Source organism: Mesorhizobium sp. WSM4832, assembly GCF_055811115.1.
Genome location: NZ_JBVVQH010000007.1, coordinates 72489 through 86120 on the forward strand (window position 1 = coordinate 72489; position 13632 = coordinate 86120).

Consider the following 13632-nt stretch of genomic DNA (forward strand, 5'->3'; position numbering starts at 1 on the left):
TTGTGCTGTGGCTTCGCTGCCCTTGTGAGCGGTGATAAAATGGTCGAATAGTTTGACAGGGTGCCACCCTGAAACTGCCCGCACGCAGTTTTCGGGCAAAAGTGCGTCGGGCGGAAGTCGAATGGCAGGTCCTTCGAAACCACACAAGAGAAGAGGCCGGATCGCTTCGGCGCTGCTCGGCGTCGACGCGTGGCTCGATTCCTCGCTCTATGAGATCGGTTTCAAGGCGGGCGAATTCTGGGAAGCCGCGACCATCTTTTCCCGCCGTTTCCGTGTGCATGGCTGGCGCCGCGCCATCATCGAGGTGCTGAGCGAGGGCTTCACCATGGGTGCCGGCGGCTTCGTGGTGCTGCTCGCGCTCGCCATGCCTGCCTTCGACATCACCACCGGCGACTGGCGCAACCAGGGCGACTTCGCCGTCACCTTCCTCGACCGCTACGGCAACGAGATCGGCCAGCGCGGCATCATCCAGCGCGATTCCGTGCCGGTCGACGAGATGCCCGACATCGTCATCAAGGCGGTGCTGGCGACCGAGGACCGGCGTTTCTTCGACCATTACGGCATCGATGTGCTCGGCCTGTCGCGCGCGATCTTCGAGAATGTGCGCGCCAATTCGGTGGTCCAGGGCGGCTCCAGCATCACGCAGCAGCTCGCCAAGAACCTGTTCCTGTCCAACGAACGCACCTTGGAGCGCAAGATCAAGGAAGCTTTCCTGTCGCTATGGCTGGAAGCGAACCTGTCCAAGAAGGAGATCCTGCAGCTCTATCTCGACCGCGCCTATATGGGCGGCGGCACGTTCGGCATCGAGGCGGCGGCGGATTTCTATTTCGGCAAGAGCGTCAAGGACCTGAACCTTGCCGAGGCGGCAATGCTGGCCGGCCTGTTCAAGGCGCCGACCAAATACGCCCCGCACATCAACCTGCCGGCGGCGCGCGCGCGCGCCAATGTGGTGCTCTCCAACCTGGTCGATTCCGGCTTCATGACCGAGGGCCAGGTGCTGCAGGCGCGGCTGCATCCGGCCGACGTCGTCGACCGCGGCGAGCAGAAGAGTCCCGACTATTTCCTCGACTGGGCGTTCGACGAGGTGAAGAAGATCGCCAAGCCCGGCCAGCACTCGCTGGTCGCCCACACCACCTTCGACGCCAACATCCAGAAGGCGGCGGAGGAGTCTGTCGAGTTCCACCTTCGCCAGTTCGGCAAGGAGTACAACGTCACCGAAGGCGCAGTGGTGGTGATCGAGACCAATGGCGCGGTGCGCGCCATCGTCGGCGGCCGCGACTATGGCACCTCGCAGTTCAACCGCGCCACCAAGGCGCTGCGCCAGACCGGTTCGTCCTTCAAGCCCTATGTCTACGCCACAGCGATGGAGCACGGCTTCACGCCGGACTCGGTGGTTTCGGGCGGCGCCGTCAGCTGGGGCAGCTGGTCGCCGCACAACTACAGCGGCGGGTCGGCCGGCAATGTCACGCTGCTCACGGCGATCGCCAAGTCGATCAACACGGTGCCGGTGCGGCTCGCCAAGGATTACCTCGGCATCAGCCCGATCAAGGCGATGGCGGAATCGATGGGCGTGGAATCGCCGCTGGAATCGCACAAGACCATGGTGCTCGGCACGTCCGGCATGACCGTGATGGACCAGGCGACCGGCTACAGCGTCTTTGCCCAGAACGGCTTCGTCGGCTCGCGCCACGGCATCACCCAGCTCGTCACCCGCACGGGCGAAGTGGTCTATGACTGGGCCAAGGACGCGGCGCCGCCGCACCGGGTGCTGTCGGAAAAGGCGCTGAAATACATGAACACCATGCTGGCGGCGGTACCCGTCATCGGCACGGCGAGACGCGCCCAGCTTCCGAACATCGTCGTCGCCGGCAAGACCGGCACGACGCAATCCTATCGCGACGCCTGGTTCGTCGGCTTCACGGGCAATTACACGGCCGCCGTCTGGCTCGGCAATGACGATTTCACGGCGACCAACAAAATGACCGGCGGCACCCTGCCGGCAATGGTCTGGCAGCGGCTGATGGTCTATGCGCACCAGAATATCGACCTGAAGCCGATCCCCGGCATCGATCATCCATGGGTCGATCCTGAGGTGGCGGCCAAGGCCGAGGAAGCGGCGAAAAAGGAAGCCGACACCGCAGCGGCGCAGGCCGAGGCCGAACGTCCGCCGGTGCTTTCCAACCGCACCACCCAGACGCTGAGGGACATGACCAAGACGTTCCAGGCCGCCCCCGTGCTCGACGCACCCACCCTGCCGGAGACGCTTTCGGCGCTTTAGAACCGCCCCCGCGCGAAGCCGGCTTGCCACGGCACCCCGCGCCGCGATATCCCGGGCAACTTCCTCTGTTTGCGGCTCTCATGCTCAAGAACGCCATCCTGACGCTGCTTTCGCTTGCCATAGCCATCGGGCTTGGCGGCTACAGCGTCTGGTATGCGCTCAATGCGCAGGACGGCGTCGGTGCGATCCGCATCGGCCAATGGACCGCCTTCCCCGAAGTCGGAACGCTGGACGCCGACCCCTATTCCAAGGCGCGCGTGGCGCGCGAGGGCGTGCTGGCGCTCGGCCGGGCCGAGGGGCTCGCCTTCGTCGCCGAGCGCGACGATGCAGGCGAGCCGCTGAAACGCGAATGCGCCTACACGATCGAGGGCGGTTATCCGACCGCCCGGTTCTGGACGCTCTATGCCGCCGACCAGTCGCTTGGCGTGATCGGCACCGGCAAGCCGAGGCAGGCGGCGCTGCAGTCCTACGAAGTGCTGCGTCAGCCGGACAATTCAGTCGTCATCTCGGTCGGCAACCGCCCGGCCCCCGGCAACTGGCTGCTGACCGGCGGCTCCGGCAAGATGTACTTCGTGCTGACCTTCTACGACACGCCGATCGCCTCGAGCACAGGCCTGTCCGACGTGACGCTGCCGCGCATCATGAAGGCGGGCTGCAATGCGTAGCCTATTGCACGCCCTGATCCTCGGCTTGCTCGGTGCCGGCATCGTGCACATCGTCGTGCTGTTCCTGGTGCCTGAATTTTCCGAGCGCGATGCCTGGTCGCGGCTGGCCCTGGCCTCCGACCTCTACAAGATGACGCGGCTGGACGCCGAGGCCGGCGGCGCACCGGTGGTGAAATCGGTCGACCCGCTTTTTTATGCGGCCGCCTGCCGTTTCGATCTCGCCGACGGACTGGTGCGGATCAAGGCGCCGGGCGACGTGCCGTTCTGGTCGGCGTCGGTCTACGACAGCAGCGGCCACAACCTCTATTCCTTCAACGACCACAACGCCAATGGCGAAAAGCTTGACACGGTGGTGCTGACGCCAGCGCAGATGATCGATATGCGGCGCGACCTCCCGGAGGATTTGCAGGGCGCGATCTTCGTCGAGGCGCCGATCGAGGAAGGCATTTTCGTCGTCCGCGCCTTCGTGCCGGACGAGAGCTGGAAGCCGATCGTGTCACGCTTCCTCGAGCAGAGCGCCTGCGAATTGCAGGATTATTGACGCAAGCAATTTTCCAGGAAAAAACGTGAAGCGGTTGGGCTCGGCGACTTCGCTGCAGCCTTCCGTCCGGAATTGCTATCAGTGATGCGGCGAGGAAGGTGACGGCGAGGCAGGTTTGTCCGGGCTGCCTTTGCCGGGCTGCACTTCACTAGCCTGCGGACGCAATTCGTAGCGGACGCCGGGGAAAATGATGACCGCCGCCGCCGTCGCGGTGTCGTGACTTGCTCGATTTACAGGTGCCGCTCGCGGCACAAAAGATAGGACCATGCCCATGGTTCGCGCATTCCTCTCGGTTTGACCGGAGCACAACGCAACGCCTCCAAAGTTGATTAAGAGGCGTAGAGGGTTAACGGAGCGCTAACGGATCGCGGCTAATTTGATGTTTGTTTTTCCTGGAATTGCGAAACCGGCCCGGCTGGATTGCGCGGTTCAGGACTGTGTCGAGTATCGGGCGTATCCTCCGTGTCATCTTCGGATTTCAGGCAAATCGCTATCCGGACCGAAGCGGGAAAGGCCGAAAGGCTGTTCCGCGCCGCCGTGTCCGCCTTCTGCTCGCTGACGCGCCCCTCGCGGCGCGAGATCGCCCAGCTCGAGGACCTGACGCTGCCCCTGTTCGACAACGTATCGGTCGAGTCGCGCCGCTATGTCGCCGCTGCCCTTTCCGAATGCGAATATGCGCCGACCGCGCTGGTCAGGCGGCTGGCCCAAGAGCCGGTCGAGATCGCCGCCCCGCTGCTCACCCGCTCCAACGCGCTGAGCGACGTCGACCTAATCGCGCTGATCGGCCGGCACGGGCTGCCGCACGCGCGCGCCATTGCGCGTCGCAAGGAGCTCAACCCGACGATCGCCGACCTGATCCGCGTGCTGGAAAGGCCGACGCTGGTCAAGACGCGGCCGCCGGGGACAGTCACCAGGCTTGCGCCGAAACCAGAGCCCGTAACCAAAGCGGACACCAGTTCCGTGCCCGGCGATGCAGCGGAGAATGCTAGGCGCCGCCTGCGTGCGATGATGCGCCCGGCCGACGAAAGTGCGGACGTCAACACCTTCCTCGGCCAGCCGGCCTATGTGAAGTTGCGCGAGACGGCGCTGACCGGCAACGCGGCCTTCTTCCAGACCGCCCTTGCCGACACGCTGGACATCGACTTCGCGACCGCCCGCTCGGTGACCGGGCAGCCAAGCTATACCGCATTGCTTGCGGCGCTGCGCGCTCTCGACCTCGGCGAAGACAGGGCGTTCCTGATCGCGGTTGCGGTCTATCCCGGCGAGTTTCCGCATCCGCAGGCGATCCGCCTGTTCCTCGACCGCTACCGGCTGCTGCACCGCGAGGCGGCGCTCGACAAGGTACGCGCCTGGAAGGCCGAGACCTTGTCGCAGGCCATCCGCGGCAAGGCGCCCGACACTATCAGTGCAGAACGGCGCGATGTGTCGAACAGCGACGAAGCCAGCGGCAGCCTCAAGGCCTCCTGAACTGTTCAATCAGTCTTCACCGAAAGAAGCTGGTCGACCGGAACGGCTCCCGCTTCGATCTCGACCACCCAGATGTCGGGATCGAATTTCTTCTCCCGCTCCAACCGCGCATCGAAGGCCGAGCTATCGTCGCCGGCATCGAGCAACGTGAAAAAGCGATCGTCTGGCCTGGCCGAATCGTAGCTCGTCTGCGGCGCCGGCCCATAGAGCGCCACCTCGCCCAGGCGCCCGCGCGACAGCACGAAGACAGCGCCCGCCTCGGTCGCGCCGCGCTTGACGACCGCGGCAAAGCCGCCAGCGCCGAACACGCGGCGCACAAGGGCCGAAACCCAAAGATCGGTGGTTACGCGCATGGGAAGGTTCCGGATGACACTCAGGCATCTAACAAATCTTGTTAGACATTGTGAAGACCGCTATATAAAGAGCGATGAAAAGCCAAGCAATGCGCACCCTCACTGTATCGCTCACGCCGAAGCAGGCTGCCCGTCTGCAGGACGCGGTCGAGAGCGGCGACTACGCCTCGAACAGCGAAATCGTCCGGGAGGCCCTCAGGCTGTGGGAGCGCCGCGAGGAGCTTCGCGTGCTCGAACTCGCACAGCTGAAGCAGGCTTACGACGAAGGGATGGCAAGCGGCGAAGGTCAGGAAGTCGATCGCCGCGCCTTTCTCCGTGCCCTGAAAGCCGAGCGCACGGAACGTGGCTAGCTATCGACTTACACCTCGCGCAGAACAAGATCTCAAGAACATTTGGCGCCATATTGCGGCCGACAACGAACGGGCGGCGGACAAGCTCATTGGGCGTATTTTCGACAAGCTAGAACTCGCCTGCAATCATACAAACATGGGCATTGCCCGGCCAGAGTTGAGCGCCACTGCCCGTGTCCTCTTAGAGGGCCGATACGTCGTTATCTATGAGCCCGTGGACTACGGCATCTTAGCAGTAGCAATTGTTCATGGGATGCGAGATCCCGAACATTGGCTCGAGTAACCAGTTTTCGGACTGTCGCCGCTCAGTTCGTCAGGCCGATCTGGCGCATCTTGACATAGACCGCTTCGTCCGGCTCGCCGGTGTCGGGCAGACCAAAAAGGGCCTGGAATTCCTTGATCGCGGCCTTGGTGCGGGCGCCGACCTTGCCGTCGAGCTGCATGTCATTGTTGCCGAAGGCCTTGAGGCCGGCCTGGATCTTGACGATGCGGGCGTCGGGCGATTGCGTGGCGCCATCGGCCGGCGCAGAGACCGGGATTGCGGGCGGCTTGGCGGCGGAAGCGTTGGCGGCGCCATCGGCCGGCCGCAGCGCCGGGTGGGGAATGGCCGCCGTCGTCTGGCGGGCGCCAAGCTGGTCGAGCAGTGCTGTGTCGACGTCGCCCGACCCCGGCAGGCCGACTTTCAGCTGATAGGCCTGGATCGCCTTGCGCGTGGCCGGGCCCGAGAGCCCGTCGACCGTGCCGTCGTAGAAACTGAGGTCCTTCAGAATGCCCTGCACCTGCTGGACGACAGGATCCGGCTTCGGCGCCGGCTGCGCCGGCGCCTGGCGCACGATGTTGATGGTGGTTTCCGGCTCGTTGGAGACGGTATGCGGGAAATTCTCGATGCTCCTTGTGGCGAAGAAGGCGCTGGTGTGCGGAAAGGGCTGATACCAGAGCGCATTGGCGGACACATAGAACAGCGTCACCAGGAAGGCGGTTGAACCGCCGACCAGAACCGGATTGCTTGCGATCAGTTGACCGACGGCAACCGCACCCTCGGCAAAGACGCCGCGCTCGGGTTCGACCACCTTAGGCCGTTTTGCGGAGCGAGCCATTCCTCTCCCCATCTGTATCCCCCTTCGGCTTGACCGCCGGCATGGCCAACACACCGGAAGGCGTACCGGCATGCCGCTTCGGCCCGTTCACCGGCAGGCCGATCGTCACCGTGGTGCCCTCACCCGGCGCGCTCTCGATCGACATCGTGCCGTCGTGCAGCGCCACCAGGCCCTTGACCAGCGACAGGCCAAGCCCGGTTCCCTCGAAACGGCGCGTGTAGTCGTTATGGATCTGCATGAACGGCTTGCCGAGATTGGCCATATCCTCCTCGGCGATGCCGATGCCGGTGTCGCTCACCCAGAAATGCAAGCGCGTACCGACGCGCTTGGCGCCGATCACCACGCTGCCGCCATCAGGCGTGAACTTGACCGCGTTCGATGCGAGATTGATCAGGATCTGCTGCACCGCGCGGCGATCGGCGTTGATCTCGCCGGCATCCTGCGCGATCTGCGTGGCAAGAACTATGCTCTTGGCGTCGGCCAGCGGCCGCATCATCGAGCGGCACATGTCGACAGCCTCGACAAAGCGGAACGGCTCCAGCTCGGTCGCGTAGGCGCCCGCCTCGATGCGCGAGACATCGAGGATCGAGGTGACGACGGACAGGAGATGTTGGCCGGACTCCCTGACCAGGCCGACATATTCCTTCTGGCGCGGATCCTTGAAGGCGCCGAACATCTCATGCAGCAGCATGTCGGAAAAGCCGATGATGGCGTTGAGCGGCGTGCGCAGCTCGTGGCTGACCACGGCCAGGAAGCGGCCCTTGGCCACTTCGGAGGCCGCGGCGGCCTCCCTGGCGTCCGCAAGCTCCTCGCGCAGCGCAGCCACATCCTCGTTCTCGCGTAGGACCAGGGTGAAGAGATCGCGGTCGGCTTCGCCGCGCATCAGCTCGAGGCTGAACGGACGGAAATTGTCGGCCGCGGCGGAACCCTCGCGCGGCAGGCGAATGCGCAGCTCGAGCCGGCGCTTCGGCGCACCCTCGCGCATGTCGGCCAAAGCGGTGAGATAGGCGACGCGGTCGGAAAGATGGACGCGGTCGAACAGGCCGGTGCCGAGCAGGAGCTCCGGCGCCAATTTCAGGATCGAACGCGCCTTGGCGGACGCGTCGAGCACTTCGCCCTGACGCCCGAGGCGCAGCACGACGGCGTCGATGACGTCCTCGAGGCTATCGACGGCAGGCTCCGCCGGCCGCAAGCCGGCCGGACTGGCGAAGGCGGCGGCACGCGGCAACAGCGTCAGCGCCCAGGCGAGCGGCAGCAGCCAATGCCAGGCGGCGATTTCGCCGAGCGGCAGGATCTGGCCGGCAAAGGGCTGCAGCACGACAGCGCCAACCGCCGCCAGCGCGCTCGACAACGCAGCGCGCCGCGACCCCGAGACCCACCAGGTTTCGACCGGCAATGCGACGACAAGCAGCGCGACCGGCGAGGCCAATCCGCCCGCAGCCGCCATGGCGCCGGCAAGGGCAAGGCCGCCCAACACGATCGCCATGCGGCCGGCGAGCGCCATATAGCCGGTGGCGGCCACCAGAAGCGCGGCGAACCAGCACAGGCCGAAGGCGGCAAAGATGGCGGCCATGGTGACGGCCGCGCCGAGGCTCGAGGTGACCAGCGTGACCGCGGCGCCGGCAGCGAGGAAGGGCGCGGCCAGCATGACGCCGATGAAGCGGCGCTGGCGCAGGCGTTCCGCCTCACCCGTCACCGTCGGGTGAACCATGCGTTCGCAACCGGCGGCAACCGCGCCAGGCAATTGAACATATCTGGCTGAAATCGAACTCAACGCACGCATACCCGGTCGTGAAAAACGCCCTGCCTGGCAGGTGACTCATCAATTGGCTTGAAACTCGCATCCAGCGTTTAAGGAATGGATAAGGCTGGCGAAGCCGGCGACCCGCCCCAAGGCAAATATTGTGCTGCCGGCCCCGCAAAGCACGCCGAGTTGGCGCCATGGTAAACGGCGGGTTAGCCGTGAGGCCCATGCCAAAACGGATCGAAACTTGACCCGGCTAACCACTTTCAAGAAACAAAGTCGTTTAATAACAATATGATATATGGTTATTGTAAAGTTAATGCGATCGATGAGATTCGAGACAAGTCCGTTTCAAAACCAATTCCTTTCGAATTTGCCTAAAATTTGAGGAAAATTCGCGACTTCGGTGCAAGCCGTCCTTTGCGTGAATGTGCCACTATCGTGCCCATAAAAGAGGTCATGCCGATGGATGCATGATCCGCCACGGATGGGCGCTGTCCATCCCGGATGAGAGGCAAGTAACATGGGCTTTCTGATCAGGATGGCTTTCTGGTTTTCGCTGGTGCTGCTGGCGCTGCCGCTCGGCGTTGGGCCGGGTGAAGACGGTCAGCAAAGCGTCGGGCCGATCCAGGCACTGTTTGCGGCGCGCGAGGCGGTCGGCGACATAGCGGGGCTCTGCGAGCGCAAGCCCGATGTCTGCGAAACGGGCAAATCGGCCATGTACACCATTACCGTTCGCGCCAAGGAAACGGCCAAGATCGCAGCGGCCATGATCGACGACCAGCAGTCCGGGCAGGCAAGCGCGCCTGAGACGAAGGTCGCGGATAGCTCCGTCACGACCACCGGCAGCGTCGCCGAGGACATCGTGCTGCCTGCCAAGGTCAACATCCCGGTGATGTTGACGGCGAAGAACTGAGATTTCTTTCAATTCCGGAGGGAAAACCCGCTACGCACTTTTCCTGGAATTGCTCTCTCTTTGGTTTGGCGCAATTCCGGACGGAGGCTACGGCGAAGTCGCCGAACCTGACCGCTACGCACTTTTCCTGGAATTGCTCTAACGCCGCGGGCCAGTCCGACCTCTCGACGCCCGCGGCGTCTTTCTTTTTTCCGTGACGCGGCAGCGCCGGGACACTATATGCGGGGCAAATGACTACCCCGATCCAAACGATCCGCGACGATTTTTCCCTGCTCGACGAGTGGGAGGACCGTTATCGCTACGTGATCGAACTCGGCGAGGGCCTGCCGCCTTTTCCCGATGAGGACCGCACGGCCGTGAACAAGGTGCCTGGCTGTGTGAGCCAGGTGTGGCTCACCACGGAGCACGGAACGGGCGCCGATCCGGTGATCAGCTTCCAGGGCGATTCGGACGCCCATATCGTGCGCGGCCTCGTCGCCATCATGCTGGCGCTGTTTTCGGGCCGGCGGGCAAGCGAAATCCAGAACACCGACGCCGAAGCGACGCTGAAGGAGCTCGGCCTCGACGAGCACCTGTCGCCGCAGCGCGCCAACGGCCTGCGCTCGATGGTCAAGCGCATCAAGCGCGACGCGGAAGCGGCGCTGAAGCAGACGGCCTGATCCGGGAGCTTCAAAAGCAAACGGCGCCCCAGGGGGCGCCGTCGAACTGCTTGAAGGGCTGAGACCGATCAGCGGCCCTTGCGCTTGCGGCCCAGGCCCATCTTCTTGGCGAGCTGCGAGCGGGCGGCCGCGTAATTGGGAGCCACCATCGGGTAGTTGGCGTCCAGGCCCCACTTCTCACGATATTCCTCCGGCGTGAGATTGTAGTGGGTCATCAGGTGCCGCTTCAGCGACTTGAACTTCTTTCCGTCCTCGAGACAGACGATGTAGTCGTCATGGACCGAGCGCTTCGGGTTGACGGCCGGTTTCTGCTTCTCGGCCGACGGCTGCTCCGGCGAGCCACCGACACGGCCCAGCGCGGCATGGACGTCGGCGATAAGGTTCGGCAGTTCCCCAACCGGCACCGGGTTGTTGCTGACATAGGCGGCGACGACATCGGCGGTCAGCTCGATCAGCGCATCACCGTTTTTCGAAGGTGTTTCGACGATTTCCATAATGCTAAAGCCCCAACGAGAGTTGTTTCTAAAACTGCGCCCTTTTTTCCGAGATCGGGCATCGCACGAATTTCATGCAGGAAAGCCCCTGCGATTCGTGTCGCTTATCTTAATGACGCCGCATTGCAAGTAAGTCAATTCGTATATTGACTTATATTCGTCGATAATCATCAAATATTGCTGATTCAGCTTCAAAATTTCGTGCGCCGTGTAACTTCGCGAGATTTTTCTGGCCAGACCAGCATGCCGTGACGTTACGTCATCAGTGTGTTAGACATCCGATCGCCACCCGACATGGCGCTCAATGCTTGGCCAATGCTTGGATGCCTGTTGCGCCGGCGCGACGAATCCTGTTGCACAGCGGAGCGCAAAAACGTCGCCTTGGTGGCCGAGCCAACGAGGCGAGGTGACGGGATCCCTCAATAGGGCGCGATATATTTGCCGTAGACCCAGCCGGTGACGAAATGGCCATTCTGCGCGGGATCGTGCCAGACCTCGCACCAACGATAGCGGATCGCCAGGCGCTGCTTCCACTGCGGCTGCCGGGCGATATCGAGCAGGTTCACGCCACCGGTGCAGCGGCCGGTCATCTGCAGCACGGTGCCGTTCGGATATGCGGCCTGCTTTTGCGATGCGTTGGAGGGATACTTTCGTGCATTAAGCGTGTCGCCGAACGGCACGCCCGACACTTGCCAGGCGGCAAAGACCGTTGCATGAGACCGGTTGGAAAAAGCCAAAGCTGCCACGGCGACGGCAACGGCCATTGCGATAGAAACACAGGATTTCATCTTTCCCCCTTCAACTTGGCTTCTGTAGACCATCTTGAACCGCGCCCCTTGAACCGCCGCTGAGCGGCGTGTTCATTTGTCATTCAAGCAAATTCCGCAGCGAGACGTAATGACCAGATCTTCCGCTTTCCCGACCGCCAGTCCGCCGATGCCTGACAAACATCCGGTCTCCGACACGCATCACGGCATCACCCGCAGCGACGACTATGCCTGGATGCGGGCCGACAACTGGCAGGCCATGTTCCGGGACCCCTCCCTGCTCGACGGCCGGATCCGCGCCCATCTCGAGGCTGAAAACGCCTATCAGGCCTTACTGATGGCAGGCACGACGGATCTGCGCGGCAAGCTGTTCGCCGAGATGAAAGGGCGCATCAAGGAAGACGATTCGACGGTGCCGATGAAGGACGGCCCCTACGCCTATGGCTCGTCGTTCCGGCAGGGCGGCGAGCAGCCACGCTATTTCCGCACGCCGCGCGACGGCGGCGCCGACGAGATCCTGCTCGACGGCGACGCGGAGGCCGAGGGCAAGGCCTATTTCCGGCTCGGCGGCGTGGATCATTCGGCCGACCACAAGAAGCTGCTCTGGGCCTTCGACGACAAGGGTTCGGAGTTCTTCACGCTGCGCGTGCGCGATCTTGCCAGCGCCAAGGAATTGGCTGACCAGATCCCGGACACGGGCGGCGGCGGGGTGTGGAACGCCGGCGATGACGGCTTCTTCTATACCCGTCTCGACGACAACCATCGACCGTCGAAAGTGTTCTTCCACGCGCTCGGCGACAGGCCTGAGAACGACCGGCTGATCTATGAGGAGACCGATCCGGGCTTCTTCATGGATGTCGGCGGCACGCGCGCCAATGACTGGATCATGATCGGCATCAACGACCATGAGACATCCGAGTATCGGCTTCTGCCGGCCAACGACCCATCCGCCGAGCCCAGGCTGGTGGCAGCGCGCGAGAGTGGCCTGCAATATGATCTGGAAGAAGGCGGCGACATCTTCTTCGTCCTCACCAATGCCGATGGCGCCAAGGACTTCAAGATCATGACCGCGCCGGTCGAAAATCCTGTGCGCGCCAACTGGCAGGAACTGGTACCGCATGAGCCCGGCCGGTTGATCCTCTCGGTGCTCGGTTTCAAGGATCATATGGTCCGGCTGGAGCGCAAGGAGGGCCTGCCGCGCATCGTCGTGCGCGACCGGGCAACCGGCGAGGAGCATTTCATCTCCTTCGACGAGGAGGCTTTCTCGCTCGGCCTCTCAGGCTCCTACGAATACGACACCGAAGTGATGCGCTTCACCTATTCTTCGATGACGACGCCAGCGCAGGTGTTCGACTACAACATGCGCAGCCGTGAACGCGTTTTGCTGAAGACGCAGGAAGTGCCCTCCGGCCACGATCCGGAGCATTATGTCACGCGCCGCCTGATGGCGCCCGCCGCCGATGGCGAGCTGGTGCCGATCTCGCTGCTATACCATCGCGATACGCCGCTGAACGGTTCCGCGCCCTGCCTGCTTTACGGCTACGGCTCCTACGGCATCGCGGTTCCTTCCGCCTTCAACACCAACTGCCTGTCGCTGGTCGACCGCGGCTTCGTCTACGCCGTCGCGCATGTGCGCGGCGGCAAGGACAAGGGCTATGGCTGGTACGACGACGGAAAGCGGGCGAAGAAGATGAACACCTTCACCGATTTCATCGCCTGCGCCCGCCATCTCGTCGCCGAGCGCTACACGCGGCACGACCGCATCGTGGCGCAAGGCGGCTCCGCCGGCGGCATGCTGATGGGGGCAGTCGCCAACATGGCGCCGGACTGTTTCGGCGGCATCGTCGCCGAGGTGCCGTTCGTCGACGTGCTCACCACAATGCTCGACGCCAGCCTGCCGCTGACGCCGCCGGAATGGCCGGAATGGGGCAACCCGATCGCCTCGGTCGACGACTACAAGACGATCGCCGCCTATTCGCCCTACGACAATGTCGCGGCGCTCGACTACCCGCCGATCCTGGCGTTGGCGGGCCTCACCGATCCGCGGGTCACCTACTGGGAGCCGGCCAAATGGGTGGCGCGGCTGCGCGAACGCAAGGCGGGCGGCAACCCGGTCCTGTTCAAGATAAACATGGATTCCGGCCATGCCGGCGCGTCGGGCCGCTTCTCACGGCTGGAGGAGATCGCCTACATTTACGCCTATGCCTTGAAAGTGACCGGCAAGGCCTGATTTTGCGCTCGCAATCGCAAGGGCCTCGCGCTACGCAATGCGCCGTCGTTTCTGGTCGCGGTCTTTTTCGG

At 63.5% G+C, this 13632-nt stretch carries 14 protein-coding genes; 9 read left to right on the forward strand and 5 right to left on the reverse strand.

The window, feature by feature from the left end:
* The first annotated feature begins 121 nt into the window (after positions 1 to 121).
* From AC0L2L_RS12110 to AC0L2L_RS12125, 4 genes are all read left to right on the forward strand, one after another.
* On the forward strand, positions 122 to 2278 hold the full coding sequence (locus AC0L2L_RS12110) for a transglycosylase domain-containing protein (RefSeq protein ID WP_473578583.1): 2157 nt from the start codon (positions 122 to 124) through the stop codon (positions 2276 to 2278).
* A gap of 80 nt (positions 2279 to 2358) precedes the next feature.
* Complete coding sequence (locus AC0L2L_RS12115) at positions 2359 to 2943, forward strand: DUF1214 domain-containing protein (protein WP_473578585.1); 585 nt, start codon at positions 2359 to 2361, stop codon at positions 2941 to 2943.
* On the forward strand, positions 2936 to 3484 hold the full coding sequence (locus AC0L2L_RS12120) for a DUF1254 domain-containing protein (RefSeq protein ID WP_473578587.1): 549 nt from the start codon (positions 2936 to 2938) through the stop codon (positions 3482 to 3484). The genes AC0L2L_RS12115 and AC0L2L_RS12120 overlap by 8 nt, the downstream gene beginning before the upstream one ends.
* Before the next feature lie 462 nt (positions 3485 to 3946).
* Positions 3947 to 4951: a DUF2336 domain-containing protein gene (locus tag AC0L2L_RS12125; RefSeq protein WP_473578589.1), complete on the forward strand. Its 1005-nt coding sequence runs from the start codon at positions 3947 to 3949 to the stop codon at positions 4949 to 4951.
* A gap of 5 nt (positions 4952 to 4956) precedes the next feature.
* Here AC0L2L_RS12125 and AC0L2L_RS12130 read toward each other — a convergent pair whose 3' ends face one another.
* Complete coding sequence (locus AC0L2L_RS12130) at positions 4957 to 5304, reverse strand: DUF1491 family protein (protein WP_473578591.1); 348 nt, start codon at positions 5302 to 5304, stop codon at positions 4957 to 4959.
* A gap of 89 nt (positions 5305 to 5393) precedes the next feature.
* On the opposite strand from AC0L2L_RS12130, the gene AC0L2L_RS12135 reads away from it, so the two are divergent.
* The gene (locus tag AC0L2L_RS12135; RefSeq protein ID WP_473578593.1) at positions 5394 to 5654 is read left to right on the forward strand and encodes a type II toxin-antitoxin system ParD family antitoxin; all 261 of its coding nucleotides are present in this window, start codon (positions 5394 to 5396) and stop codon (positions 5652 to 5654) included.
* Positions 5647 to 5937: a type II toxin-antitoxin system RelE/ParE family toxin gene (locus tag AC0L2L_RS12140; RefSeq protein WP_473578595.1), complete on the forward strand. Its 291-nt coding sequence runs from the start codon at positions 5647 to 5649 to the stop codon at positions 5935 to 5937. Before AC0L2L_RS12135 ends, AC0L2L_RS12140 begins: the two co-directional genes overlap by 8 nt.
* A gap of 22 nt (positions 5938 to 5959) precedes the next feature.
* On the opposite strand, the gene AC0L2L_RS12145 is transcribed toward AC0L2L_RS12140, so the two are convergent.
* A complete protein-coding gene (locus AC0L2L_RS12145; RefSeq protein WP_473578597.1) occupies positions 5960 to 6751 on the reverse strand; it encodes a peptidoglycan-binding domain-containing protein in 792 nt (263 codons plus the stop codon).
* On the reverse strand, positions 6726 to 8462 hold the full coding sequence (locus tag AC0L2L_RS12150; protein WP_473578600.1) for a sensor histidine kinase: 1737 nt from the start codon (positions 8460 to 8462) through the stop codon (positions 6726 to 6728). The genes AC0L2L_RS12145 and AC0L2L_RS12150 overlap by 26 nt, the downstream gene beginning before the upstream one ends.
* A gap of 556 nt (positions 8463 to 9018) precedes the next feature.
* Here AC0L2L_RS12150 and AC0L2L_RS12155 point away from each other — a divergent pair.
* Positions 9019 to 9411, forward strand: coding sequence for a DUF5330 domain-containing protein (locus AC0L2L_RS12155; RefSeq protein ID WP_473578602.1), 393 nt, complete (start codon positions 9019 to 9021; stop codon positions 9409 to 9411).
* A gap of 230 nt (positions 9412 to 9641) precedes the next feature.
* A complete protein-coding gene (locus tag AC0L2L_RS12160) occupies positions 9642 to 10070 on the forward strand; it encodes a SufE family protein (protein ID WP_027164828.1) in 429 nt (142 codons plus the stop codon).
* A 68-nt stretch (positions 10071 to 10138) separates the two neighbouring features.
* Here AC0L2L_RS12160 and AC0L2L_RS12165 read toward each other — a convergent pair whose 3' ends face one another.
* Together AC0L2L_RS12165 and AC0L2L_RS12170 are read right to left on the reverse strand one after the other, a co-directional pair.
* Positions 10139 to 10564, reverse strand: a complete 426-nt coding sequence (locus AC0L2L_RS12165) for a Ros/MucR family transcriptional regulator (protein WP_027164827.1) — start codon at positions 10562 to 10564, stop codon at positions 10139 to 10141.
* Between the two features lie 419 nt (positions 10565 to 10983).
* Entirely contained in the window at positions 10984 to 11352 is a 369-nt protein-coding gene (locus tag AC0L2L_RS12170; RefSeq protein ID WP_473578603.1) for an SH3 domain-containing protein, read from the reverse strand.
* Between the two features lie 109 nt (positions 11353 to 11461).
* Here AC0L2L_RS12170 and AC0L2L_RS12175 point away from each other — a divergent pair, with 109 nt between their 5' ends.
* Positions 11462 to 13561 (forward strand): S9 family peptidase, encoded by a 2100-nt coding sequence (locus tag AC0L2L_RS12175; protein ID WP_473578605.1) that lies wholly within the window; start codon positions 11462 to 11464, stop codon positions 13559 to 13561.
* Positions 13562 to 13632: the final 71 nt, after the last annotated feature.

What these genes read in the sequence shown, in the direction of transcription:
- AC0L2L_RS12145 (WP_473578597.1), bottom strand. Translation starts at nt 6,751, where the DNA reads ATGGCTCGCTCCGCAAAACGGCCTAAGGTGGTCGAACCCGAGCGCGGC.
- AC0L2L_RS12115 (WP_473578585.1), top strand. Translation starts at nt 2,359, where the DNA reads ATGCTCAAGAACGCCATCCTGACGCTGCTTTCGCTTGCCATAGCCATC.
- AC0L2L_RS12170 (WP_473578603.1), bottom strand. Translation starts at nt 11,352, where the DNA reads ATGAAATCCTGTGTTTCTATCGCAATGGCCGTTGCCGTCGCCGTGGCA.
- AC0L2L_RS12155 (WP_473578602.1), top strand. Translation starts at nt 9,019, where the DNA reads ATGGGCTTTCTGATCAGGATGGCTTTCTGGTTTTCGCTGGTGCTGCTG.
- AC0L2L_RS12160 (WP_027164828.1), top strand. Translation starts at nt 9,642, where the DNA reads ATGACTACCCCGATCCAAACGATCCGCGACGATTTTTCCCTGCTCGAC.
- AC0L2L_RS12150 (WP_473578600.1), bottom strand. Translation starts at nt 8,462, where the DNA reads ATGGTTCACCCGACGGTGACGGGTGAGGCGGAACGCCTGCGCCAGCGC.
- AC0L2L_RS12135 (WP_473578593.1), top strand. Translation starts at nt 5,394, where the DNA reads ATGCGCACCCTCACTGTATCGCTCACGCCGAAGCAGGCTGCCCGTCTG.
- AC0L2L_RS12130 (WP_473578591.1), bottom strand. Translation starts at nt 5,304, where the DNA reads ATGCGCGTAACCACCGATCTTTGGGTTTCGGCCCTTGTGCGCCGCGTG.
- AC0L2L_RS12120 (WP_473578587.1), top strand. Translation starts at nt 2,936, where the DNA reads ATGCGTAGCCTATTGCACGCCCTGATCCTCGGCTTGCTCGGTGCCGGC.
- AC0L2L_RS12175 (WP_473578605.1), top strand. Translation starts at nt 11,462, where the DNA reads ATGACCAGATCTTCCGCTTTCCCGACCGCCAGTCCGCCGATGCCTGAC.
- AC0L2L_RS12165 (WP_027164827.1), bottom strand. Translation starts at nt 10,564, where the DNA reads ATGGAAATCGTCGAAACACCTTCGAAAAACGGTGATGCGCTGATCGAG.
- AC0L2L_RS12110 (WP_473578583.1), top strand. Translation starts at nt 122, where the DNA reads ATGGCAGGTCCTTCGAAACCACACAAGAGAAGAGGCCGGATCGCTTCG.